Here is a 26073-nt window from a genome sequence, read left to right on the forward strand (position 1 = left end):
CGAACGAGCGAGCCCAAACATCATGCTGCAGATCCTCGCAAACCGCACGTACCGCCATCTGTTTCTGGCGCAGGTGATCGCACTGGTCGGAACCGGTCTTGCGACCGTTGCGCTCGGGCTTCTCGCCTATGATCTGGCAGGCGCCGAGGCGGGCGCCGTCCTGGGCACGGCACTCGCGATCAAGATGATCGCCTATGTCGGCGTGGCGCCGATCGCCGCCGCCTTTGCGGAGCGGCTTCCGCGTCGCGCGATGCTCGTCTGCCTCGATCTGGTGCGCGCTGCCGTTGCGCTCTTCCTGCCGTTCGTGACCGAGATCTGGCAGGTCTATGTGCTGATCTTCGTGCTGCAGTCGGCGTCGGCCGCCTTTACCCCCACCTTCCAGGCAACCATTCCAGATGTGCTGCCGGATGAAAGGGAATACACGCGCGCCCTGTCGCTCTCGCGGCTTGCCTATGACCTCGAGAGCGTCGCAAGCCCCATACTGGCCGCAGCGCTGCTCACCGTCGTCAATTTCCACGACCTGTTTGCCGGCACGGTCATTGGCTTCCTTGCCTCCGCCGCACTCGTCGTCTCAGTCGCGCTTCCAAGTCCGAAGGCGACGGAACGGCGCGGCATCTACGACCGGACGACGCGGGGCTTGCGCATCTACCTGGCAACGCCGCGGCTCAGGGGGCTGCTCGCGCTCAACCTCGCGGTCTCGGCTGCCGGGTCGATGGTCATCGTCAACACGGTGGTGTTGGTCCAGGCCAAATTCGGGCTCACCCAGACCGACACAGCCATCGCACTCGCCGCCTTTGGCGGCGGCTCGATGATCGCCGCGCTGCTGTTGCCCCGCCTGCTCGATAGGACCCCCGATCGCGTCGCCATGTTTTCGGGTGCAGCGGTTCTCACCGCCGGCCTGTTCATCGGCGCTCTTGTCCCAAGTTTCGTTTCGCTGCTGCCTCTGTGGCTCGCCATCGGTCTCGGCTATTCGCTGGCACAGACACCATCCGGCCGGCTGCTGCGCCGCTCGGCGCAACCGGAAGACAGGCCCGCGCTCTTTGCCGCGCAGTTCGCCCTTTCGCATGCCTGCTGGCTGATCACCTATCCGCTTGCCGGCTGGCTCGGCGCGACGGCCGGGCTCACGCCGACCTTTGCAGCGCTTGGCCTCATCGCTGTAGGCGCCATCGTCGCGGCGGCCCGGCTCTGGCCGGCGCAGGATCCGGACGAAATCGAGCACGTCCATCATGAGCTTGCCGACGGTCACCCTCATCTCGCAGGTGCAACACGCGTCGGCGGCGGTCACCGGCACACCCATGTGTTTGTGATCGACAGCCATCACCCGGACTGGCCGGCCGAGAGATAGGCAAACGACCGCTACTTGAAAGCGTCACCGCTGCCGACAAAGGACAGGATCGCCGCGTCGGCGATCTCCGCAAAACGGGCGCTCGGCCCTTCGGCACCGCTGCTTTGCTGAGCGGCGCGCGCGCCCTCGATCAACAGCAGCAGCGTGTCGCAAAGCAGTTCCGCATCGGCGACGCCAGCCCTGCGGCAGAGCTCAACGACGCGGTCACGTTGCGCGTCCTTGAACATGCGGATCACCGAGCGCCCGGGATGATCCTCGTCGGTCAGTTGCACGGCCGCGCTCATCATTTCGCATTGGCACTTGTCGTCACCGAGATGGTCGGCGATCCGCCGGACCCAGGCCCTGAGCTGCCCCAGTCCGTCGCCAGGGTACGCGTCTTCCAGCTCTCGCCAGAAGCCGTCCATCTCCATTCCCGCATGGCGCAGGCATTCGACGATCAGTTCATCCTTCGAATTGAAATGGCGATAGAGCGTCATCTTGTTGCTGCCGGCGGCATCGGCGATCGCATCGACGCCGGTTCCGCGAATGCCGTGCCGGCGAAAGAGGTCTCGCGCAGCCTCGACGATGCGATCGCGCGGCGAACGACGGGATGGCTTGCAGAAATCCGTTGTCATCGCATTGGCCCGGCGTGGTCGGCGTGAAAAATCTTGCCCTTGACGCCCTGTTATTGGTCGATAACATGCAACGCTGTTACCGACCAGTAACATTTTCGCCAACGCGGCACAGAAGAGTGGCCGCTTGCCGCGAAGGCCTTCTGGAGACGGCGGTAACCGCAGAATAATTTCTAGCCCAGTGTCGGTGAGCGCGGTCGTCAGGCGTCTTTTAGCCAGAGCGCACACCGCAGAGACTTTTAAGATTCGATAACGCTCGTGTTTTGGGTCGATCCGGCCCATCAGGATCTCGTGCTGGAGCCTTACGATGCGCATGCTGGATGGGCCGAAAGCTGAGGAGAACGTCGCGGACCGGAAGGTCGACGCGGCGGGCGTGCGCATGCACAGGTTCGAAATGCTCCGTTATGCCGCCCGCCACGATGGCAGCGCCTGCAAAGGATCGATCCCGCCATGATCGACTTCTTCATTCACCGGCCGATCTTCGCATCGGCCATCGCGATCATCATGACGCTTGCGGGCGCCATCTGCTATTTCCTGCTGCCGATCTCGCAGTTTCCCGATGTGACGCCGCCGCAGATCGTGGTTGCCGCCAATTATCCGGGCGCCAGCGCCCAGGTGGTCGCCGACACGGTGACGACGCCGCTCGAACAGCAGATCAACGGCGTGCCGGGCATGCTCTACATGACCTCGACGAGTTCGAACGACGGCTCGTCGCGCATCATCATTTCCTTCGAAGTGGGTTATCCGATCGACGTCGCGGCACTCGACGTCCAGAACCGCGTCTCCCAGGCGGCCTCCTCGCTTCCCGCGCTCGTCAACCAGACCGGCGTCACGATCGCCAAGCAGATCCCCAATTTCACCGTGCTCGTCAGCCTGGATTCGCCGGACAATTCTGTCGATTTCGCCTCGGTCAGCAATTACGCCTACCTGCAGATCCTTGATCCGCTGAAGCGCCTGCCGGGCGTCGGGGACGTGCAGCTTTTCGGTGAGCGCCGCTATTCGATGCGCGTCTGGCTCGATCCGGATCGCATGGCCAATCTCGGCATCACCGCCGTCGACGTCCAGAACGTCATCGCCGAGCAGAATATCCAGGTCGCAGGCGGCAAGATCGGGCAATCGCCGGCGCCAGCTGGCACGCCCTTCGAGATGCAGATCAACGCACTCGGGCGATTGAGCGATCCCTCGCAGTTCGGTGACATCGTGCTTCGAGCCGACCTGACGACCGGCGCGACAACCAGATTGCGCGACATCGCACGCATCGAGCTCGGCGCCCTTCTCTACTCGTCATCGGTCACCTTCAACGGCAAGGAGAGCGTCGTGCTTGCCGTCTTCCAGGCGCCGGGCTCCAACGCGCTCGACCTGCAGAGCCGCGTGCAGGCGAAAATGGACGAGCTGTCGCAGCGTTTCCCCGCCGGCATCGCCTATCACATGTTCTACGACACCACGCGTTTTGTCTCGGCGGCGATGAAGGATGTGGTCTTTACCCTGCTCGAGGCGCTTGCCCTCGTCGTTTTCGTCGTCTTCATCTTCCTGCAGAACCTGCGCACCACCATCATTCCGACGATCGCCATTCCGGTTTCGCTGATTGCGACGCTCGTCGTCATGTATCTCTTCGGCTTCTCGCTCAACATGCTGAGCCTGCTCGGCATGGTGCTTGCCATCGGTCTGGTGGTCGACGACGCGATCGTCGTCGTCGAGAACGTCGAGCGCCAGCTCGAGGCCGGCTTGCCGCCGCTTGCCGCCACCAAAAAGGCCATGCAGGAGGTGACCGGCCCGATTATCGCCACGACAGCCGTGCTGCTCGCCGTGTTCATCCCGGTCGCCTTCATTCCGGGCGTCGCCGGCAGCCTCTACAACCAGTTCGCCCTGACGGTTGCGATCTCCGTCGCCTTCTCCGCCTTCAACTCGCTGACCCTGAGCCCGGCCTTGAGTGCCGCGTTCCTTCGCTATCGCGGCGAGCCGCGCTTCGCCCTCTTCCGCTGGTTCAATTCGGGCTTTCATGCGCTGTCGCACGGTTATGCGCGCAGCGTCGCGGGGCTCGTGCGCTGGCGCTGGGCACTGTTTGCCCTTTTCCTCGTCGCGATCGGGTCCACCTATGCTTTGTGGCAGCGCATACCGTCGACCTTCCTGCCGGTCGAGGACCAGGGCTATTTCTTCGTCGTCATCCAGCTGCCGGACGGCGCCTCGCTCGAACGCACCGAGGCCGTTGCAAGGCGATCCGAGGAGATCCTGCGCGGCACCGCCGGCGTGGATTTCGTCGGCTCCGTCGTCGGCTTCAATTTCCTGTCCTTCGCCGCCCAGTCGAATTCCGCGGTGCAGTTTGCCGTCTTGAAGCCATGGGACGAACGTCCCCCTGAACAGGGCGCCTCGGCGCTACGCGAGGCCGTAATGCCGCAACTGCTGCAGATCCCGGATGCGCTGGTGCTTGCCTTCGATCCGCCGTCGATCCAGGGGCTCGGCGCGACCGGCGGCTTCGAATTCCAGGTCGAGGATCTCGGCGGGCGCAGCGCCCAGGCACTGAACGACGCTACCCAGGCGCTGATCGCTGAAGCGCGCAAGCAGCCGGAGATCAATCCCTACCAACTCTTCACCACCTTCAGCACCTCGAGCCCGCAATTCGACTATGACCTCGACCGCGACAAGGCGAAGCTGCTGGGCTTGAGCCTGCCGGATATCTTCAGCACGCTGCAGATCTATTTCGGCTCGCTCTATGTCAACGACTTCAACATCTTCGGCCGCACCTTCCGCGTGACGCTACAGGCCGACCAGGGTGCGCGGGCGTCGGCGACCGATCTTTCCCGCCTCTATGTGCGCAACACCGAAGGCGAAATGGTGCCGCTCAACACGCTCGGAACCTTCAAGCCGACGGTCGGCCCCGAGACCATCACCCACTACAACAATTACCCGTCGGCGCTGGTTAACGGCGCGGCAGCGCCCGGATTCAGCTCGAGCCAGGCGGTTGCGGCGATGGAGCGCGTCGCCCGCACGACGCTGCCGCGGGACTACACATTCGAGTGGACCGGCATTACCTATCAGGAGATCCGCGCAGGCTCGATCGCTGCGCTCGTCTTCGCGCTCGCGCTCGTCTTCTGCTTCCTGATCCTGGCCGCCCAGTACGAAAGCTGGTCGATGCCGTTCATGGTGCTGCTTTCGGTGCCGCTCGCGCTTTTGGGTGCGCTTTCGGCGCTGTGGCTGCGCGGACTGCAGATCGACGTCTATTCGCAGATCGGTTTCGTGATGCTGGTAGGACTTGCCGCCAAGAACGCCATCCTGATCGTCGAGTTCGCAAGACGACGACGCGAAGAGGGTCTCGACGTGGTCGCGGCCGCAGCGGAAGCGGCGCGCCTGCGCCTGCGGCCGATCCTGATGACGGCCTTTGCCTTCATCCTCGGTGTACTGCCGCTGATGTATGCCAGAGGCGCGGGTGCTGCCAGCCGCCAGTCGATCGGCACCACCGTCTTCGGCGGCATGTTGGCAGCGACCATTCTCACACTCATCTTCGTCCCGGTGTTCTACGCGGTCATCGAGCAATGGCGCGAGCGTACGTCCTCGAAGCCGATCGGCCAGAGCCGCGAGCCGGAGGCGGCAGAATAGGAATTGGAGCCTGACATGCGTGGTTCGAGACTGGTCCTTGCCGCAGCGGTCGTGATCGCCGCCCTCGCTGCAGCCTATCACTACAAGAACGGCGGCTTTGAGCTCAAAGGCGGCGATGCCGGCGCGGCGGTGGGTCCGCCGCAGCAGGCGATGCCCGTTCCGGTCGCGGCGGTGATCAAGAAGACGATCCCGATCTATCTCGACTATTCGGCGCGCACCGAGGCGATCCGCAACGTGACGCTTCGCGCCAAGGTCACCGGCTACATCGAATCGCAGGCGGCTCCCGACGGTTCGGATGTGAAGGAAGGCGACCTGCTCTACCGGATCGACGCCCGCGACTATCGTGCAGAACTCGATCAGGCGAAGGCCCAGGTCGAGCGCGACCAGGCATCGCTTGACTATCTTCGGTCCAACCTTACGCGCGGCAACGAACTCGCGACCACGGGCTATCTGGACAAGGACAGTTTCGACCAGCGCCAGAGCGCCGTGCATCAGGCGGAGGCGGCGCTGGCGATGTCGCGAGCGGCGGTGCGCACGGCCGAGATCAACTTCGACTACACCGAAATACGAGCGCCCTTCGCCGGCCGGCTTGGCCGCAACCAGGCGCCCGAGGGAACGCTCGTCAGCAATACCACCGGAACGCCCCTCAACAACCTCGTGCAGCTTTCGCCGATCTATGTCTCGTTCAACCCGAGCGAAATGGAACTCGCCGACATCCAAAAGGCTCGGGCAAAGGGCAAGGTGGAGGCGGAAGTGCTTCTTCCCGGCGACGAGGAGCCGCGCTATCGGGGCGACCTCAGCTTCATCAACAATACGGTCGAGGGCAATACCGGAACGGTCATCGCGCGCGTGACGATCGACAATACCGATCTGACCCTGCTACCCGGCCAATATGTCCGCGTGCGGCTGAAAGTCCGCGACGAACCAAATGTGCTGATGGTGCCGGAAACGGCGCTCGGCTCGAGCCAGCTCGGCAAATACATCTATGTCGTCGGCAAGGGCGACACGGTCGAGCAGCGGCTCGTCACCCTCGGCCCGACAAGCGGCGACCTCATCGGCCTGACGTCAGGCGTTTCGGAGGGCGATCAGGTGATCGCGGGAAACCTGCAGAAGATTTTCCCGGGCGCGCCGGTCAAACCGATACCCGCCGAGCAGGCACAAAAGTAGGCGTTTTACGGCACCCCGTGGAAGCCGAAGCATCCTTTCCATCCGGAAAATCGCTACGCTCGCATCAGGATCGGGAAGATCATTCCAACCGTGATGACCGCGATTGCCGCAAATTGCAGAGGCGCCGGTATTTCGCCGAGCGCCACCATGCCGACCAGAGCCGTGGTCACCGGAATGAACGGCATGAACAGCGAAGCCGGCTGCGGCCCAAGCTGGCGCACCACGAAGGTGTAGAGGACGACAGCAGCAGCGCCGGCAAGGAACCCCTGGATCACCAGCTGCGTTGCGATTTCTGCCAGCGACGCGGCACCGAGCCCGCTCGGTGCAAGGATGTGCAGCAGCGGCAGCGGCAGACAGGAAAAGAAGACCACGGCGATGGTCGCCGTGACCGCGCCGACCGACCAGAGCCTCACCAGCACCGCATAAACCGCGAACATGATGCCCGAACCTGCAAAAAGAAGATCGCCGCGCAAGGTGTCGCCGGAACCGATGCCGGCGTGAAAGACGAACAGCGCGAGCCCCGCCATGATCACGGCAATGCCGATCACCCGTTGGCCGGAAACCCTGTCCCTGAACGCGATGCGCGAGAACAGGAACGAAAAGAAGACGATAAAGGCGGGAGAGAGGGCCGCGGCATGGGCGGCCGGCGCCTGGGTGAGCCCCTGATTGATGATCAGCGGATAGGGTAGCCCCGTCAGCAGGGCCAGCAAACCAGCCTTCCGCCAGCCGAGTGCCCTCAGCCTCGCAGCCCCGGTCTTCCAAACGACCGGCAGGAAGGCGAAAGCAGCGCCCGCAAACCGCAAACTGACGATATCGGTGGCGGTCAGATGTTCGCGCAGGCTGAAGCGGGCGGCAACGAACTGGACAGTGGTGATCGCAACGAACACCACGCCCGCCAGGATCGCCAGCCTCTTGCTGCCGGCATCTTGCCCGGCCAATAGAACACGCACGTTTGCCTCCATGACGACGAGATCGGTCCGGCCAGAAACGGTTGTCGGACTGCGGAAGCCGCATGCTATTGCTGATATGAGCGTGCCTAAATATAATGATTTCGCAAAATGTAAGCGAAATACACTCTATAGAGGATCAATTTGCGTGAATCAGGAAATCGCAGGTCTCGACACCATCGATCGCAACCTGCTGAGGCTGCTGCAGGAAGACGGCCGGCGCACAACGCTTGAACTGGCGAACCGGGTGGGGCTCTCCCCGACCGGCACCAGCCAGCGCGTCAAGCGCCTCTTCCGCGAGGGTTTTGTGAAAGCGGTGCGAGCAATCCTCGATCCGAAGAAGATCGGCCGGGGCACCGTCGTCTTCATCCAGGTGCGCCTCGACCACACGGCTCCGCATATCTTCGAGCGGTTCTCCGAGGCGATCGCAAAGGCGCCGGAGGTTCTCGAATGCCACATGGTGATCGGCGGCTTCGACTATCTTGTGAAGGCGCGCATTGCCGACATGTCGCTGTTCCAGGACTTTCTCGAACGGGTGATATTGCCGCTTCCCGGCGTCAGAGAGACCCATACCTACGCATCGGTGGGCGACGTGAAGCCGGATGCGCTCCTGCCGATCTGAGCAATCAGGCGAGGTCGTCAGCTGCTGCTGCCGTCACGGCCGAGCCAGGGATCGGGCCCGGGATCGTACCCCGACGCAACCTGTCCCAACCGCTCCAGATAGTGCGCCCAGCCTTCCGCGTGGCCGGCGCATTGTTCGGAGTTGGGCAATCCCGTGTGGGTGAGACGCAGCAAGGTTCCATCCAGCTGTTCGATCAGGTCGATCTCGATTAGGCTGGAGCCGGGCGGGACGATGTCACTGCCCTCCCAGCCGAAGCTGTAGGCGAGCCGATGCACCGGCACCACCTCACGAAAAGACCCACGGGCGAAACGCGCTCCGGTTACGTTGACGAGATAGAGACCACCGGGTTCCGCCTTGGTGTCGGCCTCCGTTCCCATCCAGCGGAGGATCTTTTCCGGATCGGTCAGGAGAGCGAACACTGCGGCGGGCGGCGCCTGGATCCGCGTTTCGCGGCGGACGACGAGGGCTTCTTGCATCGGTCTTCCCTTTGCTGTTGGGCCTGCCCGCCGGTTCAGGAGAGGTGAAGCACGGAACCCGGGCTGCCGCGATCATAGCCCCGCGCGCCCTTTGGCGCCACCTTGCAGGCAAGGCCCTTGCCGGAATGGGCCCCGGCGCTATCCTCTTCGCCATGGATTTGTCTGCGCCCCTCGCCTGGCTCGTGGATGAAGCGAGCGCCTCGCCCGAGCCGGACTGGTTCCTGTCCGGGCTTGGGCGCCTGCTTGTCGCCGACGACCTGCCGCTTGCCGGCGGTGCGCTCAGCCTGGCCGTGCCGCATCCGATCATCGCCCACCGCACCTGGTTGTGGCGGGCCGAGACCGGCGTCGTGATCGAGAGCCTTGGCTTTGCGGGCGCGGCCTCCGGCCGTGCAGGACATGACTGGCTGACCGGTCTTGGACCCGTGTTGGAACAATCAACCGGTTCGGGGACGGACCGAGCGACGCTCGGCTGGGCTGGAACCCGCCCTTTCGACCTGGACGAGACCGCAAAGCTTCGTCAGGTCACGCGCTTTGCGGCTGCGCCCTTGGCAGCGCTGGCCGAGCGGGCAGCGCTCGCCGCCCTGCTCGAAGCCTATCTCGGCCGTCGCAGTGCCGCCCGCGTCCGAGCCGGGGAGCTGACCCGCGGCACCGGCGAGACCATTCGCGCCGCATTGTTCTACGCCGATCTCCGCAATTTCACGGTTTTGTCGGAAGCGACGGAACCCGCCTTGGTGATCGCGGCCCTCGACGCCTGGTTCGATCAGGTGGCCGGTGCGATCCACGCCTTTGGCGGCGAGGTGCTGAAATTCATCGGCGACGGCGTCCTGGCGATCTTTCCGGTCAGCGGTTCGCCGACCGAGGCCTGTGACGCGGCCTTGCGCGCGGTGACCGCCGCCCGCGCCGGCATGGCGCATCTCGATGCGGCACGGCAGGCCGAGGGTCTGCCGCCGCTCTCCTTCGGCGTGGCGCTGCATCTCGGCGACATTCTCTGGGGCAATATCGGCGCAGCCGACCGGCTCGATTTTACCGCCATCGGCGCGGCGGTGAACCTCGTCAGCCGCCTGGAGGGCCTGTGTCGGCCGCTTGGCCGGTCCGTATTGATCTCAGGCGCCGTCGCCAACGTCACGACGACGCCGCTCCTACCCCTCGGCGACCATAAATTGCGTGGGATCGCAGCGCCCTGCACCGTCTTCACCCTGCCGGATGCCTGACGGCACTCCGGCCAAGGGTCAGAGCGTGACCGACAACAGCTGATCGGGCGAGACCTGACGTCCAGTGTTCGCGCGCTGCCGTGGCGAGCGGCCCATGATGCGCTTGAACGCGGTGCTGAAGGCGGCTTCGGAGGCGTAGCCGACGGATTGCGCGACCATCGCCACCGACTGACCACCATCCTGTAGCTTTCGCTCCGCCAGCCGCATGCGCCATTCGGCGAGATAGCTGAGCGGAGCAATGCCCGCGACGGCCTTGAAATAGGTGGCAAAGGCTGTGCGAGACATGGCCGCAGCGCGCGCCAGTTCCGGCAGATGCCAGTTGCGTGTCGGGTCGCCATGCATCAGTGAGAGCGCCGGCGCTAGCTTCGGATCGCATGCGGCGCGCAGCCAGCCGACATCGACGCCACGCTCGCGTGACAGGTACCCCCTGAGGATCTGCAGGAACATCAGATGGGCAAGGCCCGAGCACGCGGCATCTGCACCGGGCGCTGCAGCCATGGTTTCCTGCACCAGCTCGCGGATGAGCCATTGCAACTGGTCCACCCCGGCATCATCGCGGCGCAGGTGAATGACCGGCGGCAGATTATCGATGAGCAGGCGGCTGCTTGCGGTGCCGAGGTCGATATGACCACCCATGAACAGGAAGTCGTCCCCCTGCCCGAGGGACGCCATGCGCTTGCCTTCGGTATAGAGCTCATAGGCATCAACGGGAGAAATTGCATCTGCGCTGGCGATCGTGAACGGAGCCGGCGCCGACAGTAGCACGACATCGCCACAATCAAGCTGAAGCGGATCGCCGAGGCCATCGACAGCCAGCAGGCAGGCGCCGCGGGCAATGGCGAAGAACTTGATCTTCTCCGGCGGCGGAAAGCGGATTGCCCAATCGCCGCCGGCACTGAAGCCGCCGGCATAAACCGCGCGGGCTTCGATCAGCGACAGAATGGAGGAAAGCGGATCTTGGTCCATTTCTGAACTATGGCGAAAGAACTACGGATTCTCAAGCATTCATAATCCGCGAGATGATGAATATCTCCAAGGGGCATCAACTGGAGATCCCGCCATGTCCACACTGCAACAGCCCATCAACTCCGGCTTCACCGCTGCCTCGACCACAGCGGATGTCATCCGCGGCATCGACCTCAAGGACAAGGTCGCCATGGTTACCGGCGGTTATTCCGGCCTTGGCCTTGAAACGGTACGCACATTTGCGCAGGCAGGCGCTAAGGTGATCGTGCCGGCCCGCGACGTCGACCGCGCCCGCAAGGCCATCGGCGCGGTGGCCGCGGGCATCGAAGTCCGGCAAATGGACCTTGTCGATCCCGCCTCGATCGACGCTTTCGCCGAAGACTTCCTTGCCTGCGGACTTCCGCTGCATATCCTCGTCAACAGTGCGGGCATCATGGCCGTCGATGAACTGACGCGCGACGCGCGCGGCAACGAACTGCAGTTCTCCACCAACCATCTCGGCCATTTCCGGCTGGTTGCGCGGCTCTGGCCGGCGCTGCAGCGCGCGCAGGGCGCCCGCGTCGTTTCCGTCTCTTCGGCCGGGCACCGCTTCTCGCCCGTGGTGTTCGACGACATCAATTTCGAGCGCCGCGCCTACGATCCATGGCTGGCCTATGGCCAGTCGAAGACGGCGAACGTGCTCTTTGCCACCGGGCTCGACGCGCGCGGCAAGGAGGATGGCATCCGCGCCTTTTCGCTGCATCCGGGCGGCATCGTCGCAACCGGGCTCGCCCGACACCTCCCCGCCGGCGCCCTTGAGGCGCATGGCGTGCTGGACGATAAGGGCGAACCGATCCTCGACCCGTCGCGTGACCTGAAAACCCCGGAGCAAGGGGCCGCCACCCAGGTCTGGTGCGCAACCAGTCCGCAGCTTGACGGAAAGGGCGGGGTCTTCTGCCTGGACTGCGATATCGCACCGCTGCTTCCCCCGGACATGCCTTGGTCGATCGCGCGCCATACGACATCCGCGTGCGTCTCTGGCGTCGAGGCCTATGCCGTCGATCAGGAGGCAGCCGAGCGGCTCTGGGCCATCAGCGAGGCGATGACGGGCGTTCGGCTGGAGCGCCGTGCATTCAATTGAACGCACAAAGGACGCTCTATCACTTTGATTCTTGAGCATCTTTCCGCCTCAAGTGATTCCACTTGAGAGGAGGATGCTCTAGGCGCCTGAGCCTCCTCGTCGCAACCACTCAAACCGCCATTAAGATTTCGACCACCATCTATACTTGACAATTAGATGGTGGTCGCAATATAATCTCTTTGTTGCATGTGCCTGATGGGAGCAGACAATGAGAGTAAGCCGCGCACAGGCGGAGGAAAACCGCCGAACGGTCATCGAGGTCGCAAGTCGCCTCTTCCGCGAGAGAGGCTTCGACGGAATCGGTCTGAACGACCTGATGAAGGGCGCCGGCCTGACCCAAGGCGGTTTCTACAAGCAATTCGAATCCAAGGACGACCTCATCGCTCAGGCTTCTTCCAAGGCGCTGGAGAGCGGCGTGGCGAACTGGGCCGGGGTCATCTCCAAGGCGGCCGGAAAGCCGCTTCGCGCCCTGCTCCGCTTTTACCTGTCGGATGCGCATCGCCACGAAAAGGCCGACGGATGCGCGCTGGCCGCGCTCGCAACGGAAGCCGCCCGCCGCAGCCCTGCTTTGCGCCAGGCGTTCGAGGCCGGCATCAACAGTCATCTCGACATTCTCGATGGGGTGGTTCCACCCGAACCAGGCAAGGAAGTGCGTGACCAATCGATCGTCGCGCTCTCGACCATGGTCGGTGCGCTGGTGCTTTCGCGCGCAGTCGATGACGAGCAACTCTCGAACCGGTTCCTGAAGGCGGCGGCCGAGAGCTTGCTTGCCGACGAAGGGGCGTCGCAGGCGTCGCCACTGCAGTAGCAGGCAAAGATCCCCCACGAAACGTTCAGGGTTTCCCTCCAGCCGGAAAGGACCGGACCATGTCCAGCACATCCGACCCCATCGTCATCGTATCGGCGGTGCGCACGCCGCTTGGCCGCTTCCTCGGCGATCTTGCGCCGGCCCAGGCGAACGCGCTCGGCGCCCACGTCATCCGTGCCGCACTTGAACGGGCACACCTCTCGTCCGATCGCCCGGACGAGGTGCTGATGGGCTGCGTGCTTCCCGCTGGCCAGGGACAGGCCCCGGCCCGGCAGGCAGCCCGCGGCGCGGGTCTGCCCGATGCCGTCGGCGCCACCACGATCAACAAGGTCTGCGGTTCCGGCATGAAGGCGACCATGCTGGCGCATGATCTCATCCTTGCCGGGTCGATCGATGTCGCGGTCGCCGGCGGCATGGAGTCGATGTCGAACGCGCCCTATCTGCTCCCCAAGGCACGAGCCGGCTATCGCGCCGGGCATGACCGAATCTTCGACCACATGATGCTCGACGGGTTGGAAGATGCCTATGAACCCGGCCGGCCGATGGGCGATTTCGGCGAGGCAGCGGCCGAAGCCTATGGGTTTACCCGCTCCGATCAGGACGCCTATGCGGTCGAAACGCTGACACGCGCCCGCACCGCGATCGAAACTGGGGCCTTTGCCGACGAGATCGCGCCGATCACCGTCGCGGCCAAGGGCGGAGACACGGTCATCGATACCGACGAACATCCGCGGAAGGTGTCGCCCGAAAAGATCCCGAACCTGAAGCCCGCTTTTCGCGCCAATGGCACGATCACGGCCGCTAGCGCGTCGGCCAATGCCGATGGTGCGGCGGCGCTCGTCCTGACCCGCCGCTCGATCGCCGAGCGCGAAGGCATGCCGATCCTCGCCGAAATCAAGGCGCATGCGACGCACAGTCAGGAACCCGCCTGGTATACGACGGCACCTATTCCTGCGATCCGCAAGCTGCTGGAAAAGACCGGCTGGAGCGTCGACGACGTTGATCTCTTCGAAATCAACGAAGCCTTCGCCGTGGTGGCAATGGCCGCGGCCAAGGATCTCGGCATCGCCCGCGACCGGCTGAACGTCAACGGCGGCGCCTGCGCGCTCGGCCATCCGATCGGTGCGACCGGCGCGCGGCTGATCGTGACCCTGCTTCACGCACTGTCGCGGCGAGGGCTTTCGCGCGGCGTCGCTGCCCTGTGCATCGGCGGCGGCGAAGCGACCGCGATTGCCATCGAGCGCCCACGCTAAGGACCATGCACATGAGAGAGGTCATCCGTGCTGCGGCCGTTCGCGCCTTGCGGCTCGGATCCGCGAGCAATTGCAGGAACAACACGAGCGGCTTTCCGTTCGGATTGCATAACCCAGGTCAGGAGAACCGATGCGTCGCATCGTCGTAACGGGAATGGGGGCGATCAGCCCTTTGGCAGCGGGCGTAGAGGCAAGCTGGTCGCGGCTTCTTGCCGGAAACTCGGGGCTTCGCCGTCTGCCGGAAGAGGTCGTCGCCGAACTCGGCAGCAAGATCGGCGGGACGGTGCCTACCCCCGCGGACGACGCAACGGCTGGCTTCGATCCCGATCGGATCATTCCGCCGAAGGACCAGCGCAAGATGGATCGCTTCATCCTGTTGGCACTGGCCGCGGCGGAAGAGGCAATTGAGCAAGCGGGCTGGAAGCCCGCAACCGCGATCGAACAGCAGCGCACGGCCACGGTGATCGCGTCCGGCATCGGCGGTTTCCCGGCAATCTCGGAGGCGGTCCGAACGGTCGATCAGCGCGGCGTACGGCGGCTCTCGCCCTTCACGGTGCCATCGTTTCTCGTGAACCTCGCCGCCGGCCAGGTTTCGATCCGTCACGGTTTCAAAGGGCCGATCGGCGCGCCGGTGACCGCTTGCGCCGCAGGCGTCCAGGCGATCGGCGACGCGGCCCGGCTGATCCGCGCGCAAGAGGCGGATATTGCGATCTGCGGCGGGGCGGAAGCCTGCATCAACACCATCAGCCTCGGCGGTTTTGCCGCTGCCCGTTCCCTGTCGACCGGTTTTAACGAGACGCCCGATCGCGCTTCGCGGCCCTTCGATGTCGATCGTGACGGCTTCGTCATGGGCGAAGGCGCAGGCATCGTCGTGATCGAGACGCTCGAGCATGCATTGGCGCGCGGCGCCACACCGATCGCCGAACTCGTCGGCTATGGCACCACGGCCGATGCCCACCACATCACCTCAGGTCCGGAGGACGGTGCAGGCGCCCGGCGGGCAATGGAAATTGCCATCGCCCAGGCCGGCATTAGGCCAAGCGATATCCGCCATCTCAATGCTCATGCGACCTCGACGCCGGTCGGCGACATGGGCGAAATCGAAGCGATCAAGTCGGTCTTTGGTCGTAACGGCGAAATAGCCGTCAGCGCAACGAAATCCGCAACCGGGCATTTGCTGGGTGCAGCGGGCGGTCTGGAGGTGATCTTTACCGTGCTTGCGCTGCGCGACCAGATCGCACCACCGACCCTCAATCTCGAAACGGCGGATCCGGCTGCGGACGGTATCGACTTTGTCTGCGGCGCGGCACGAAAGCTGTCGCTCGACTATGCCATCTCCAACGGCTTCGGGTTCGGTGGCGTCAATGCCAGCGTTGTCTTCCGACGTTGGGCGGAGTGACGAGGCGCGGCATTCGCTGGCCGCTCACAGGCGCGGAAAGACGGTCGCGCGCTTGACCGTGCCATAGGCAAAGCTGGTATCGATCGCGGCAATGCCCTCGATATTGTGCAGTTGCGTGCGGACGAACTGCTCGTAGTCCTTGAGGCTCGTCACCAGGACCCGCAGCAGATAGTCGGCTTCGCCGGTCATGACGTAACAATCCTGGATGTTGTCGATCGTTCTCACCTTGCGCTCGAAGGCAGCGACGGAAGTCTCGGAATGGCGCTCGAGCCGGATGCGGACAAAAGCCGTGATCGGCAGACCATAGGCCTCCTCGTCGACGATCGCCGTATAGCCCTTGATGATCTTCGCCTCCTCGAGCAGACGCAGCCGTCTGAGGCACGGAGACGGAGACAGCGCGACCTTCTCGGAGAGATCCTGATTGGAAAGGCGGCCGTCCTTCTGCAGCGCCCAGATGATCTGCATGTCCTTCTCGTCCATTCGCCGCTCCCCGATGGCAGATTCTGCCAAACTCTATGCAAACGGCGAGTGAAATAGCAAGATATCGACTGCGCGAGAAGCATATCATGTGAGCCATCCTAGCGATGAGGCCCCGCATGACCGACGTGACGTCAGATTTCCAGCAATCGAGAAGCGGATGGCTGACACCGACGACAGTCGGCTACATCGTGCTGTCCATCGTCGTGCTGGTCTGGGCGGGCTTCGCGCTGACCATGCGGGCGATCGGGGCCTCGCCGCTTGCCACCGCCGACGTCGCCCTCATTCGTTTCGCGATCCCGATCCTCGCCCTACTGCCGGCCATCCCCCAGCGCCTTTCCGCACTTCGCAAAGTCAGGCCGTTGGATGCGGCCCTCGTCTTGCTCGGCGGGGTACCGTTCTTCTTCATCGTCTCGGAAGGTGCCAAGGCAACCTCCGCGGCCTATGTTGGCGCACTCGTTGCCGGAACGACGCCGCTATCCGTTGCCTTGCTCGTCCTTCTGCTTGATCGAAAGGGTGTGCCGAGGAAGCGCTGGCTGCCACTCGCCCTGATCCTTGCCGGCGTCATCGGCATTGTCGCCGGGCAGCAGCATGCGGTGACGACCGAAACCCTCCGCGGCGTCGGCCTGCTGCTGATCGCAAGCCTCATCTGGGGCGCCTATACGATCGGCCTGCGCCGCACCGGAGTGGATGCGATCAGTAATGGACTGCTGCTCTCCATCGGCTCGCTCGTCATCCTCCTCCCCCTGCTCCTGACCGGCGCCGTCACCACGCAAATCGGGCAATTTTCCTGGCACCAGGCGTTGCCCTTCATTCTGGTGCAGGGGCTCGGTGTCGGTCTCGTTTCGACCGTCGGCTACGCCTTCGCGATCTCGCGGCTCGGCGCTGCCAGAAGCGCGACCATCGGCTCGCTCGCGCCGGCGCTCGCAAGCCTGATGGCCATTCCGATCCTTGGCGAGGCGCTCGCCTTCGCGACCGCCATCGGCATCCTCGTCATCACGACGGGCGTGATCCTGGCAAACCGCCACTAGTTTCAAGAACGATAGGGAACCCAGTATGCTCGCTGCTCTGCCAATCGCCGAACCCGATCCGTTGTGGGCTCTCATCAGCTCGTTCCGGCAGGATCGTCGCACCGACAAGATCGACCTCGTCGTCGGCGTCTATCGCGATGCTTCGGGTCAAACACCTGTCATGCGAGCGGTCCAGGACGCTGAGGCGCGTCTCGCCTCCGCCGCTGTGTCCAAGTCCTACAGGGCACTGTCCGGGAACCCGGCATTCAACGACGGAATGTCCAGGCTCCTTCTCGGCGAAGGTGCGGAAGCGCTCGACCGCCAGTGCACGATCCAGACGGTCGGCGGCACCGGAGCGCTCCGGATCCTCTCGGATTTCATCGCGCTCGTCTCGCCGCACGCGACGGTCTGGAACACCAGCCCCGGCTATGTGAACCACCGCCCGATCATGACGGCCGCGGGCCTCGCCGTGCGGTCGTTCCGCTGGCAGGAGAACGAGGCTGGCCTCGATCTCGACGCCGTCGTCGCGGATCTTGGGGAGGCCCGCCAGGGAGACGTCGTTCTCCTCCACGGCTGCTGCCACAATCCGACCGGCATCGATCCGACGCCGGAGCAGTGGCGGCGCCTTGCCAAACTCTGCGAAGACAAGCGGCTGATACCGCTGATCGACATGGCCTATCAGGGCTTCGGCGACGGGATCGAAGAGGATGCCGCGGGCCTGCGGCATTTCGCTCAAGAACTCGACACGGTGCTCGTCGCGGCAAGCTGCTCCAAGAACATGGGTCTCTATTGCGAACGTACCGGCGCGGCGATGGTGATCGCACCCGATCGGGGCCCGCTCGCCAATATACGCGCCACGGTCGAGCGGATCACCCGGGCCAACTACTCCATGCCGCCGGAGCACGGCGCCGCGATTGCCGCGCGCCTCTTCGAAAACCCCGGGATGTGGCTTGCCGAACTGAAGGCGAGCCGCCGCCGCGTAGCCGAGATCCGCAGCGGCCTCGCCGATGCGCTCGCCGGATGCGGCGCTCCGAAGAAATTCCAGGCGTTGCGCCGGCAAAAAGGCATGTTCTCGCTGCTGCCGCTCGACCAGCGCCAGATGAACCGGCTCCGCGAGGACTACGGCGTCTACGGAACGGCGAACGGACGCATCAACATCGCCGGTCTACTGCCGCGCGACGTCGAGCGTCTGGCCGATGCGCTCCGGGCGGTTTCAAGCTCTCCGTCCTTCGTCCGCGCCGCTAAAGCCAGCGCCTGACGCGCGTCTTGTAAGCCCGATAGACGTCACCGAACTTACGCTCGAGATAGGCCTCCTCGCGCGCCACCACGCCATAGCGGATGACGAGGTAGAAAGGGACCAGCAGGATCAGCAGCCACAGGCTATCGAAGACGACGGAAAAGCCGATCAGGCCGAGGAACATCCCGATATAGATGGGATTGCGGGTGAAACGGTAGGGACCTGCTTCGACGATCGTTGACGTCGGGCGGTTGACCGGTATGTCGGTTCCTGCACGGCCGAAGGTCATCGCTGCCCAGACGAGCAGCGCGAGACCGGCCAGAAACACAAGTCCTCCAACCAAAGCGCCAGGCACCATCTCCGGCACGAACGGCAACGGGTAAAGCCGGTCGAGCACGAGACCGCCACCCACCGCCAGCACCCAGGCGATCGGCGGGTGCACCACCGCGCCGGAACTGTCGGGCGCATTTCCGGTCGTCTCGTTCATCCGATCAATCCTCGCCTGTTTCGCGCGCACATGGCGCAGGCTTGGCATTTTACCGGAAGCGAGGCATTTGCGAAAATCGTTCGAAACGGTATGTGAACTGGAGGTCATCGGCCGCGCGGGTCAATGATCCGGACATTGCTGCAACAGGACGAGACACATGAAAGCACGCGTCAAATGGGTGGAAGACCGGACCTTCGTCGGAGAGTCCGGAAGCGGCCACAAGGTCGTATTGGGAACCGCCTTCGGTGAGGAAGGGCGCACGCCGGGTCCGAGCCCGATGGAATTGGTGCTGATCGGCACCGGCGGCTGCTCGGCCTATGATGTCGTCCACATCCTGGAAAAGGGTCGCGAGCCGGTCGAGGATTGCATCGTCGAACTCGATGCGGACCGCGCCGAGACGGAACCGCGCGTCTTTACCCGCATCCACATGCATTTCATCGTCAAGGGACGTGGGCTGGCGGTCAACAAGGTCGAACGCGCCATATCGCTCTCGATCGAAAAATACTGCTCGGCCTCGGCCATGCTCGCCAAGACCGCGACGATCACGCACGATTTCGAAGTGGTCGACACCAGCGCCGCCTAGACCAGATCCGCCTCTCGCATTTCCAACGGTACGCGCGGCGTCAAGGAACGTGTCCAGGGCGCCAGAGTTACCGGCGCGCCGGCTGAAACAGTTCGACGACATTTCCGGAGGGGTCGATCAAAAGGATCTGCGCCCCTCCGGGGCCTGTGACGATGTCGTTGCGAAACCTGACGCCGGCGCGGCGCAGCCGCTCTACCTCGGCGTTGAGGTCATCGACAATGAGGTGAATGCGGTTCCAGCCGCCGGGCCCCGGCTTCTCGCCATCCGCCATCGGCCTGCCCGCCGAGCTCGTCGGCCCGCTGAGCAGCAGCCGCAGTGCACCTCGCTGTACATCCGCGAAGGCCGGCGCGTAGCTCGACAGCAGCGAAAAGCCGAGATGGGCCGTGTACCAGGCGACCGCCGCCTCGACGTCGTCGACCATGTAACGGACATTGACCGTTTCCGACATTGCATTCGCTCCAACTGAATCGGCTGATGCGGCCCCCTGACGCTGATTGGATCTCAAGCCGGCAATCCGGCCAGCCGCAAGCCTTCAACATATCGCGCGAGCAGCGTCGTGTCCCGGTAAGGCGCGCGGGCACTGTATCGTTCGATCGAGAATTCCGGATTGAGTTTCAGGAGTTCGGCGGCGGCACGACGTGCGCCCTCCAGCCGCCCAAGTTGCGCGTAGGTTGCAGCGAGAAGACCGAGATAACCCAGAGCATCGCAATATTCCGCGAGCAAATCGCAATTGTTGGGCGCAAGTTCGCGACCGCGCTCGTAGCACCCGATTGCCCGCTCAGCCTCTCGCCTCCACAGATGCACGACGCCGAGCGCCCAGTGGACGTCGGCGTCATGGGGGCTACGCTCCAGCGCCTTGCCTGCCCAGGCGAAGGCATTGGCGAGCGTCGTTTTCATGTCAACGCGCTCGTTCCACTTCAGCTTGCGTATCTCCAGCCAGGCCAGCCCGAGATATCCGCGCGCATAAGCCGGATCAGCATCAATCGCTGCCAGGAACATCTCCTTCGCCAACCTGACCTCATTCGGTTTCAGGCTCTTTTCAATATGCCGGCCGCGCAGATAGAAATCGTAAGCGCTCGACCCTTTGAGCGGTTCGGCGAGAACCCTGTATCGTTCGGCTTCTTCGATTTTGACATTCAAGGCGGCCGGAATCGAGCGGGACAACTCGTCCTGGACGTCAAACACGTCGATGACGTCGAAATCGTGTTTCTCCGCCCAGATGTGTTCGCCAGTGGCGTTCGTCAGGTTGGCATTGACCCTGACGCGGTCGCCAACGCGCCTGACGCTGCCTTCAAGCGAGTAGCAGGCGGCCGCGTGGTGTTGCGGTTCGACACGCGGCGCCCGAACAATCACGTTCAAGCCGGAGAAGCGCGACAATGCCGCGACGACATCCTGCGTTATGCCGGCAGCGAAATACTCCTGGTCGGGATTGCCGCTCAGATTCGCGAAGCGTGACACATGGAGAAGCGTCCGGCCCGACTTGACCGGGGGATTTTCTCGAACCTCTTGTGATGGTGGCGCCATGAGCGCGGCAGGCCCAGACCCGGCGGTGTCGATGAAGACATTGTAGATATGGACGGGGCGGCCGATGTTCTTCAATGCCTGCTCGCCCGCATCCTCGAAGCGGATGCCCAGGCGACCGCCCAAGGTGTCGTGGACCGAGGAGGAGACGGATACCCCACCCGGTTTGGCGAGGCCCTCGATGCGCGCCGCCACATTGACGCCGTCGCCATAGACGTCGCCGTCTTCAAACAGGATGTCGCCGATGTTGATCCCGATGCGAAATTCTATCCGGCGATCCGGGCGTATGCCTGCGTTTCTGCCCCGCATACCGCGCTGGATCTCGACAGCGCAGAGAATTGCGTCTTCCACCGCACGGAACTCCACCAGCATACCGTCGCCGATGAGCTTGACGATACGCCCATGATGCGCGGCGACCTCGACATCCCAAAGCTCCTGTCGATGAGCCATCAGGGCCGCAAGCGTACCCTTCTCGTCGATCTCCATCAGCCGGCTATAACCGGCAACGTCCGCGGCCATGATGACGGATAGCTTTTGTTCCATCGGCGCCCCCAGGGCTCCTGCAACCATATGGATAGCACATCCAGGCGCGCGGGGGCACCGAAAGAGCAGTCGCCCGACGGCAATGATCCCTTGGGGGAGTGTCTAAACAGCCAGGCAGCCAATGCCCGCCGGGCCGCTCAATCCCGATAGAAGTTGCGCCGCCAGTGGTGGGCGCTCAGCTTTGCCCGTTGAGCGTCCGGCAAGCCAAGGCCGTCACCGATGGCGCAGTTGCGCTCGACGTTGCGAACCGAGCGCATGCCGGGGATAACCGTTGAGACCGCGGGATGGCTGAGCACGAAACGCAGCGCCGTTTCGGCGAGCGCATCGGGCGCGATCTCCAGGTCTTCGACGATCTTCTGCGTGCGTTCCTCGACCTCGCGCTTGCGCTCGCCGCGGAAATAGGTCTCGCGAAAATCGCCCTCGGGGAAGACAGTGTCGGAACAGATCTGGCCGGTCAGACCGCCTTCGTCCAGCGCCACGCGGACGATGACGCCGACATTGTGCTTTAGGCAGGCGGGCAGCAGCTTTTCCTCTGGCGCCTGTTCGAAGATGTTGTAGATCACCTGCACGCTGTCGACCACGCCGCTTTCGATCAGCCTCAGCGCGTTGTCGGGTTCGTAGTCATTGATCGAGACGCCGAAGAAACGGATCTTACCGTCGCGCTTCAGTCGCTCGACCGCCTCCAGCCAGTCGCCACGGCCGACCCACTCATCCGACCAGACATGAAACTGCTGCACGTCGATCGTCTCGACGCCGAGATTGCGCAGGCTCGTCTCGGTACAGGCGATCACATGATCGGCCGGAAAGGTCTGCTCGGCCGGCGTGCCGGCGTGGGCAGGCCATTGCATGTTCTGTGGCGGGATCTTGGTGGCGACATGGATCGTCTCCGACCGCTCGCGCAGCAAAGCCCCGATCAGCTTCTCGCTGTGGCCTTGGCCGTAGCCAAGCGCGGTATCGATGAAGTTGAGGCCGAGATCGACGGCGCGATTGAGGGCGCGGGCGGACTCGTCATCGCTCGCTCCCCGCCAATGGCTCTTGCCGATGCCCCAGGCACCATAACCGATTTCGGAAACACGAAGGCCGCTACGGCCGAAGGTTCTGTAGTGCATGATGAGCTCGCTGGCGTTGGAAGGAGGCGGGATGTCGCCGGTAATCTAGGGTTCGGCCTTTGGTCGTCAACCGTGGCGGCGTTGCGCGATCGGGTGACTTCCAGTCACACCACGCTCGTTTTCGTCGTCCTACGCAAGAAACCAGAAAAAGACTGCGGACAGGAAGATAAAGGCGAGCACCAGCCCCATGAACTGTCGCATGGCTTCGCTGGTATTATCGCCGAGCACGGCCAACCAGACCGGCCCGCCGGCGCCATCTTCGTCGCGCATAGCCTGGGTGGAAAGCAGCTTGCCGATCTTCGTCGCGGGACGACTGTAGTCGTGTGGAGGCGGTTGGCGGTTGCGATCGGGTACGGGGGTGGCTGCAAGGTCCGGCGCTACCAGGCCGCCGTCGCCCGCGTCGACGATCTGCTCACGCTGCCCTTCAGCGACCAGTCGGCTGCCTGTATCGTCACTTTCCGCCCGGCGGAGACGTCCCGCGCCATGGTGGAACGCCCACCGCGGCGATTTCTGCTCCACATTGGATTTCAAGTGCCGGATCGACATTGGAACCTCCCGGAGGTTCAACTATCTAGCCGGCACTTTGTTCCGCAGAGTTGGTGCCTGTCATCATCCGCCGTCGCGTCAGGTCCATGCTGCGGACGACGCGGCGTCCGGAGAGGGAGTAAATAGCATCGCTCAGGTGCGGGGCCGCTCTCCCTTCGCCAGCCTCTGTTCGATTTCATCGAGAACCGGCAGGAGGTCAGCGACAGTATCGATGATGTAATCCGGCCGATGTCTCTTCAGCACCGCCGAGGCCTTTTCCCGAAGCGCATTCTTTTCAACGTCCGATATCCTGGCGAGCTCATCAGGCGTCACCCCAGCCTCGTTGCCGCTCAGGCTGAGCCCGACGGTCCAGCAGCCGGCCTCGCGCCCCTCGTCGATGCCGACGCCGGTATCGTCGACTTTGACCACCGCCAGCGCCGGCCAGACGCCGAGATCGAGGAAGCATTTGTATGTTCATCGGGGTCGGGCGTGCGTGCAGCAGGTCGCCTGCACAGACCAGATTATCGGCCTCGTAGCCCTGCGCCTTTGCAAGCGGCAGAACGCGATCCATGATCGAGCGGGTGTAGCTGCCGCTTCCGAAGAAAGCGACGTGCGCAAGCTGGCGTCCCATCCGGTGAAAACAAAAGAGCCCGCCGCGGGAGGAGCGGCAGGCTCTTAGAAAACCGATCAGCAACCTTGGGAGGAGGAGTGGCGCTGATCTCGCAAACGACCTTTGGGAGGAGGAGAAGGTCGTTTACCTGTCGAAGCTTTGCGGGAGGAGGTGCATCGCTTCGATGATTTGAATATACAGCGACCGCGCCGAAATCGTAGATGGGATTTCGCAAGCCAGCCATGCGCCCCGCGCGCAACACGATGCCTGGCGCATGCGTTTCAGAGGGGCACTTCCCCTCGTTCATCACGCCATTTCGATTTTACTCCGCCAGGCGCGATCGATAGGCTTCTCGAAAACCTGATGGGAGAGAGACCAATGAGAAGCAGACTTGCAGCTCTCGCATTCGTCCTGGCCTGCTCCGGAGCGGCCCATGCCCAGGACACCAGCATGAGTTTCTTCGTCACCAGCGTGAACCCCGGAAAGGGTGGCGATCTTGGCGGGCTTACGGGCGCAGACGCCTATTGCGACACCCTGGCAAAGGTGGCCGGCTCGACCGGCAAGACGTGGAAAGCCTATCTGTCCACCGACGGCGAAAATGCCAAAGACCGGATCGGCAAGGGGCCATGGTACAACGCCAAGGGCGAGAAGATCGCCGACGACGTGGCCTCGCTCCACAGCGACAAGAACAACCTCACCAAACAGACCGCGCTCAATGAAAAAGGCGAGGTCATCAACGGGCGTGGCGACACACCCAACCGTCATGACATCCTGACCGGCTCGAAGGCCGATGGCACTGCGGCGCCGGATACCTGTGGCAACTGGACGATGGGCGGCGCCGACGGCGCGGCAATCGTCGGTCACAGCGACCGTGCGGGCCTGAACGATTCCGCCGAGGCCAAATCCTGGAACTCGTCACACACGACGCGGGGAGGCTGCACCGTCGAAGCCTTCAAGGGTACGGGCGGCGAAGGCCTCTTCTATTGCTTCGCCGCGAACTGAACCAGAGGGGAGAAGCTGACGGCCTCCTCCCTCCCCGAGTTCGTCATCAATCCCGTGAGAAAGCCCCCAGCCAGGCTCAGCGAATAGCCTTCGAAGAGCCTCTGTCAGTTTTCCATAAAGGCGCGGGCCATGCTGTCGCGGATCGGCTTGGTAAGATAGTCGAAGAAGGTCCGTTCAGCGGTCTGGATCAGGATTTCCGCCGGCATGCCCGGCGTCACGGCAAAGTTATGCACCCTTGCAAGCTCGCTTGTCGGCAGGCTGATGCGGGCGACGTAAACCTCGCGCGTCCCCTCCTGAGTCTGCACCGGCAGGGCATCGGCCGATACATAGAAGACCTGGCCGTTCAGCACTGGCGTCGTGCGCTGGTTGAGAGCCGTCAACCGTACGGTTGCCTTCTCGCCGACCTTGATGTTGTCGATCTCGGTGCGCAGCACCTGGGCCTCTATGATCAGCGGCACGTCAGCTGGCAGGATCTCCATGATCGGTTTGCCGCTTTCGATAACGCCGCCGGACGTGTGGTAATGCATCCTGATCACGGTACCGGTCACCGGTGCGTTGATCGTGGCACGGCGAAGAACATTGGTGGCCCCGCGCAACTGTTCGCGCACCGTGTCCAGTTCAGCCTCTGCCTTCTGCAAGTCGTCCTGCGCCGCCTCGCGGTAACTCTGTTCGGTCTGGTTGACCTGCTGTTCCTGCTTGAGGATCTGGGAGCCCGTTTCGGAGACTTCGGACATCAGCCTGCCGATCTGACCTTCTGCGTCGGCGATTGCCCGCTGGATGGTCTTGATCTCCGTCTTGCGGATCAGGTCTTTCGCAAGCAGCGTCTTCTTGCCTTCATATTCCTCCTGGAGCAGCCGGCGCTGCTCCCGAACCGACTTCAGTTGCTCCGAGAAGCCTTGCGACCGGAATTCCAGGCTCTCGATGTTGCGTCTCAGCAAGCCGAGATCGCTTTCCAGCTTGCTCCTCCAGGTCTGGAAGCTGAGTTGCTGGCTTTGCACGATCGGGCCGATCTCCGGGTCATTTTTCAGGTGCGGGGTCAGGATCTCGGGCAAAACGATCGCTTTCAGACCGTGCGTCTGCGCGTTGAGGCGGGCGACGATCGCCTCCAGCCGTGCCCGCCGCAGAAAGAACTGACGCTCATTGGCGAGCGCCGCCGTCTCGTCCAGCAGCACCAACGGTTGGTCGACAGTCACGTGATCGCCCTCGCTGACCAGGATGTCCTTGATGATCCCGCCTTCGAAATGCTGGATCACCTTGTTCTGGCCGGTGGCGACGAAGCTGCCTTGCGCGATGATGGCTGCGGCCAGCGGGGCGGTGAAGGCCCACAGGCCGAAGCCGCCGACCGTAGCCACCATCAACACCATGCCGATCATGGTGTGCCTCCAGATCGAGCGCGGCACCTCTGCGTACCAAGTCAGGTCATGTACTTTGGCTATGTCCGTCATCATCG

General features: G+C 63.6%; 25 protein-coding genes. 13 read left to right on the forward strand and 12 right to left on the reverse strand.

What is annotated here, in order from left to right; genetic code table 11:
* Nucleotides 1-22 precede the first annotated feature (22 nt).
* Complete coding sequence (locus tag AC3WWH_RS19750; protein WP_058322156.1) at nt 23-1345, forward strand: MFS transporter; 1323 nt, start codon at nt 23-25, stop codon at nt 1343-1345.
* A gap of 11 nt (nt 1346-1356) precedes the next feature.
* Here AC3WWH_RS19750 and AC3WWH_RS19755 read toward each other — a convergent pair whose 3' ends face one another.
* Nucleotides 1357-2337 carry a TetR/AcrR family transcriptional regulator gene (locus AC3WWH_RS19755; RefSeq protein ID WP_306341291.1) on the reverse strand — a complete coding sequence of 327 codons (981 nt, stop codon included), beginning with the start codon at nt 2335-2337 and terminating at the stop codon, nt 1357-1359.
* 69 nt (nt 2338-2406) lie between these two features.
* Here AC3WWH_RS19755 and AC3WWH_RS19760 point away from each other — a divergent pair, with 69 nt between their 5' ends.
* Complete coding sequence (locus AC3WWH_RS19760; RefSeq protein ID WP_058322154.1) at nt 2407-5550, forward strand: efflux RND transporter permease subunit; 3144 nt, start codon at nt 2407-2409, stop codon at nt 5548-5550.
* Between the two features lie 15 nt (nt 5551-5565).
* Nucleotides 5566-6717, forward strand: coding sequence for an efflux RND transporter periplasmic adaptor subunit (locus AC3WWH_RS19765; protein ID WP_058322153.1), 1152 nt, complete (start codon nt 5566-5568; stop codon nt 6715-6717).
* A gap of 53 nt (nt 6718-6770) precedes the next feature.
* Here AC3WWH_RS19765 and AC3WWH_RS19770 read toward each other — a convergent pair whose 3' ends face one another.
* Nucleotides 6771-7667, reverse strand: coding sequence for a DMT family transporter (locus AC3WWH_RS19770; protein WP_492377180.1), 897 nt, complete (start codon nt 7665-7667; stop codon nt 6771-6773).
* A gap of 157 nt (nt 7668-7824) precedes the next feature.
* On the opposite strand from AC3WWH_RS19770, the gene AC3WWH_RS19775 reads away from it, so the two are divergent.
* Entirely contained in the window at nt 7825-8286 is a 462-nt protein-coding gene (locus AC3WWH_RS19775; RefSeq protein ID WP_492377220.1) for an Lrp/AsnC family transcriptional regulator, read from the forward strand.
* A 17-nt stretch (nt 8287-8303) separates the two neighbouring features.
* Here AC3WWH_RS19775 and AC3WWH_RS19780 read toward each other — a convergent pair whose 3' ends face one another.
* Complete coding sequence (locus AC3WWH_RS19780; RefSeq protein WP_058322151.1) at nt 8304-8762, reverse strand: SRPBCC family protein; 459 nt, start codon at nt 8760-8762, stop codon at nt 8304-8306.
* 152 nt (nt 8763-8914) lie between these two features.
* Here AC3WWH_RS19780 and AC3WWH_RS19785 point away from each other — a divergent pair, with 152 nt between their 5' ends.
* Nucleotides 8915-9973 carry an adenylate/guanylate cyclase domain-containing protein gene (locus AC3WWH_RS19785; RefSeq protein WP_113398767.1) on the forward strand — a complete coding sequence of 353 codons (1059 nt, stop codon included), beginning with the start codon at nt 8915-8917 and terminating at the stop codon, nt 9971-9973.
* An 18-nt stretch (nt 9974-9991) separates the two neighbouring features.
* Here AC3WWH_RS19785 and AC3WWH_RS19790 read toward each other — a convergent pair whose 3' ends face one another.
* Nucleotides 9992-10939: an AraC family transcriptional regulator gene (locus AC3WWH_RS19790; RefSeq protein ID WP_113398742.1), complete on the reverse strand. Its 948-nt coding sequence runs from the start codon at nt 10937-10939 to the stop codon at nt 9992-9994.
* Nucleotides 10940-11033: 94 nt separating this feature from the next.
* On the opposite strand from AC3WWH_RS19790, the gene AC3WWH_RS19795 reads away from it, so the two are divergent.
* The 4 genes from AC3WWH_RS19795 (at nt 11034) to fabF (ending at nt 15519) form a co-directional block, all read left to right on the forward strand.
* Nucleotides 11034-12059, forward strand: coding sequence for an oxidoreductase (locus AC3WWH_RS19795; RefSeq protein ID WP_113398743.1), 1026 nt, complete (start codon nt 11034-11036; stop codon nt 12057-12059).
* Nucleotides 12060-12267: 208 nt separating this feature from the next.
* Nucleotides 12268-12867, forward strand: coding sequence for a TetR/AcrR family transcriptional regulator (locus tag AC3WWH_RS19800; protein ID WP_113398744.1), 600 nt, complete (start codon nt 12268-12270; stop codon nt 12865-12867).
* Between the two features lie 59 nt (nt 12868-12926).
* Nucleotides 12927-14120, forward strand: a complete 1194-nt coding sequence (locus tag AC3WWH_RS19805) for an acetyl-CoA C-acyltransferase (RefSeq protein ID WP_058322147.1) — start codon at nt 12927-12929, stop codon at nt 14118-14120.
* A 130-nt stretch (nt 14121-14250) separates the two neighbouring features.
* Nucleotides 14251-15519: a beta-ketoacyl-ACP synthase II gene (fabF, locus tag AC3WWH_RS19810; RefSeq protein ID WP_058322146.1), complete on the forward strand. Its 1269-nt coding sequence runs from the start codon at nt 14251-14253 to the stop codon at nt 15517-15519.
* Between the two features lie 24 nt (nt 15520-15543).
* Here fabF and AC3WWH_RS19815 read toward each other — a convergent pair whose 3' ends face one another.
* On the reverse strand, nt 15544-15999 hold the full coding sequence (locus tag AC3WWH_RS19815) for an Lrp/AsnC family transcriptional regulator (protein WP_058322145.1): 456 nt from the start codon (nt 15997-15999) through the stop codon (nt 15544-15546).
* Nucleotides 16000-16115: 116 nt separating this feature from the next.
* Between AC3WWH_RS19815 and AC3WWH_RS19820 the strand changes: the two genes are divergently transcribed.
* Together AC3WWH_RS19820 and AC3WWH_RS19825 are read left to right on the forward strand one after the other, a co-directional pair.
* Nucleotides 16116-17027: a DMT family transporter gene (locus AC3WWH_RS19820; RefSeq protein ID WP_058322144.1), complete on the forward strand. Its 912-nt coding sequence runs from the start codon at nt 16116-16118 to the stop codon at nt 17025-17027.
* Between the two features lie 25 nt (nt 17028-17052).
* Nucleotides 17053-18264: an amino acid aminotransferase gene (locus AC3WWH_RS19825; RefSeq protein ID WP_058322143.1), complete on the forward strand. Its 1212-nt coding sequence runs from the start codon at nt 17053-17055 to the stop codon at nt 18262-18264.
* Here the strand turns inward: AC3WWH_RS19825 and AC3WWH_RS19830 are convergent.
* On the reverse strand, nt 18248-18730 hold the full coding sequence (locus AC3WWH_RS19830; protein WP_058322142.1) for a methyltransferase family protein: 483 nt from the start codon (nt 18728-18730) through the stop codon (nt 18248-18250). The two genes, AC3WWH_RS19825 and AC3WWH_RS19830, sit on opposite strands and share 17 nt — an antisense overlap.
* Before the next feature lie 157 nt (nt 18731-18887).
* Between AC3WWH_RS19830 and AC3WWH_RS19835 the strand changes: the two genes are divergently transcribed.
* Nucleotides 18888-19313 (forward strand): OsmC family protein, encoded by a 426-nt coding sequence (locus AC3WWH_RS19835; protein WP_058322141.1) that lies wholly within the window; start codon nt 18888-18890, stop codon nt 19311-19313.
* A 67-nt stretch (nt 19314-19380) separates the two neighbouring features.
* Here AC3WWH_RS19835 and AC3WWH_RS19840 read toward each other — a convergent pair whose 3' ends face one another.
* From AC3WWH_RS19840 to AC3WWH_RS19860, 5 genes are all read right to left on the reverse strand, one after another.
* The gene (locus AC3WWH_RS19840) at nt 19381-19761 is read right to left on the reverse strand and encodes a VOC family protein (protein ID WP_058322140.1); all 381 of its coding nucleotides are present in this window, start codon (nt 19759-19761) and stop codon (nt 19381-19383) included.
* A 53-nt stretch (nt 19762-19814) separates the two neighbouring features.
* Nucleotides 19815-21377: an adenylate/guanylate cyclase domain-containing protein gene (locus tag AC3WWH_RS19845; protein ID WP_058322139.1), complete on the reverse strand. Its 1563-nt coding sequence runs from the start codon at nt 21375-21377 to the stop codon at nt 19815-19817.
* A 137-nt stretch (nt 21378-21514) separates the two neighbouring features.
* Nucleotides 21515-22486 carry an aldo/keto reductase gene (locus AC3WWH_RS19850; RefSeq protein ID WP_058322138.1) on the reverse strand — a complete coding sequence of 324 codons (972 nt, stop codon included), beginning with the start codon at nt 22484-22486 and terminating at the stop codon, nt 21515-21517.
* Nucleotides 22487-22615: 129 nt separating this feature from the next.
* On the reverse strand, nt 22616-23032 hold the full coding sequence (locus AC3WWH_RS19855; RefSeq protein ID WP_058322137.1) for a hypothetical protein: 417 nt from the start codon (nt 23030-23032) through the stop codon (nt 22616-22618).
* 132 nt (nt 23033-23164) lie between these two features.
* Nucleotides 23165-23440 (reverse strand): hypothetical protein, encoded by a 276-nt coding sequence (locus tag AC3WWH_RS19860; RefSeq protein ID WP_058322136.1) that lies wholly within the window; start codon nt 23438-23440, stop codon nt 23165-23167.
* Between the two features lie 559 nt (nt 23441-23999).
* Here AC3WWH_RS19860 and AC3WWH_RS19865 point away from each other — a divergent pair.
* Nucleotides 24000-24623, forward strand: a complete 624-nt coding sequence (locus AC3WWH_RS19865) for a hypothetical protein (RefSeq protein ID WP_058322135.1) — start codon at nt 24000-24002, stop codon at nt 24621-24623.
* 104 nt (nt 24624-24727) lie between these two features.
* Here the strand turns inward: AC3WWH_RS19865 and AC3WWH_RS19870 are convergent, their stop codons facing one another.
* Nucleotides 24728-26068 (reverse strand): HlyD family type I secretion periplasmic adaptor subunit, encoded by a 1341-nt coding sequence (locus AC3WWH_RS19870; protein ID WP_058322164.1) that lies wholly within the window; start codon nt 26066-26068, stop codon nt 24728-24730.
* Nucleotides 26069-26073 lie beyond the last annotated feature (5 nt).

The sequence above is a fragment of the Ensifer sp. EB106-03-01-XG145 genome (genome assembly GCF_058792075.1).

Bases quoted from the DNA above. Each gene is read 5' to 3' on its own strand.
- AC3WWH_RS19815 (WP_058322145.1), bottom strand. From the start codon at position 15,999: ATGGACGAGAAGGACATGCAGATCATCTGGGCGCTGCAGAAGGACGGC.
- AC3WWH_RS19820 (WP_058322144.1), top strand. From the start codon at position 16,116: ATGACCGACGTGACGTCAGATTTCCAGCAATCGAGAAGCGGATGGCTG.
- AC3WWH_RS19765 (WP_058322153.1), top strand. From the start codon at position 5,566: ATGCGTGGTTCGAGACTGGTCCTTGCCGCAGCGGTCGTGATCGCCGCC.
- AC3WWH_RS19840 (WP_058322140.1), bottom strand. From the start codon at position 19,761: ATGTCGGAAACGGTCAATGTCCGTTACATGGTCGACGACGTCGAGGCG.
- AC3WWH_RS19750 (WP_058322156.1), top strand. From the start codon at position 23: ATGCTGCAGATCCTCGCAAACCGCACGTACCGCCATCTGTTTCTGGCG.
- AC3WWH_RS19760 (WP_058322154.1), top strand. From the start codon at position 2,407: ATGATCGACTTCTTCATTCACCGGCCGATCTTCGCATCGGCCATCGCG.
- AC3WWH_RS19870 (WP_058322164.1), bottom strand. From the start codon at position 26,068: ATGACGGACATAGCCAAAGTACATGACCTGACTTGGTACGCAGAGGTG.
- AC3WWH_RS19835 (WP_058322141.1), top strand. From the start codon at position 18,888: ATGAAAGCACGCGTCAAATGGGTGGAAGACCGGACCTTCGTCGGAGAG.
- AC3WWH_RS19850 (WP_058322138.1), bottom strand. From the start codon at position 22,486: ATGCACTACAGAACCTTCGGCCGTAGCGGCCTTCGTGTTTCCGAAATC.
- AC3WWH_RS19855 (WP_058322137.1), bottom strand. From the start codon at position 23,032: ATGTCGATCCGGCACTTGAAATCCAATGTGGAGCAGAAATCGCCGCGG.
- AC3WWH_RS19790 (WP_113398742.1), bottom strand. From the start codon at position 10,939: ATGGACCAAGATCCGCTTTCCTCCATTCTGTCGCTGATCGAAGCCCGC.
- AC3WWH_RS19825 (WP_058322143.1), top strand. From the start codon at position 17,053: ATGCTCGCTGCTCTGCCAATCGCCGAACCCGATCCGTTGTGGGCTCTC.
- AC3WWH_RS19780 (WP_058322151.1), bottom strand. From the start codon at position 8,762: ATGCAAGAAGCCCTCGTCGTCCGCCGCGAAACGCGGATCCAGGCGCCG.
- AC3WWH_RS19865 (WP_058322135.1), top strand. From the start codon at position 24,000: ATGAGAAGCAGACTTGCAGCTCTCGCATTCGTCCTGGCCTGCTCCGGA.
- AC3WWH_RS19845 (WP_058322139.1), bottom strand. From the start codon at position 21,377: ATGGAACAAAAGCTATCCGTCATCATGGCCGCGGACGTTGCCGGTTAT.
- AC3WWH_RS19805 (WP_058322147.1), top strand. From the start codon at position 12,927: ATGTCCAGCACATCCGACCCCATCGTCATCGTATCGGCGGTGCGCACG.
- AC3WWH_RS19795 (WP_113398743.1), top strand. From the start codon at position 11,034: ATGTCCACACTGCAACAGCCCATCAACTCCGGCTTCACCGCTGCCTCG.
- fabF (WP_058322146.1), top strand. From the start codon at position 14,251: ATGCGTCGCATCGTCGTAACGGGAATGGGGGCGATCAGCCCTTTGGCA.
- AC3WWH_RS19830 (WP_058322142.1), bottom strand. From the start codon at position 18,730: ATGAACGAGACGACCGGAAATGCGCCCGACAGTTCCGGCGCGGTGGTG.
- AC3WWH_RS19785 (WP_113398767.1), top strand. From the start codon at position 8,915: ATGGATTTGTCTGCGCCCCTCGCCTGGCTCGTGGATGAAGCGAGCGCC.
- AC3WWH_RS19800 (WP_113398744.1), top strand. From the start codon at position 12,268: ATGAGAGTAAGCCGCGCACAGGCGGAGGAAAACCGCCGAACGGTCATC.
- AC3WWH_RS19755 (WP_306341291.1), bottom strand. From the start codon at position 2,337: ATGCGCACGCCCGCCGCGTCGACCTTCCGGTCCGCGACGTTCTCCTCA.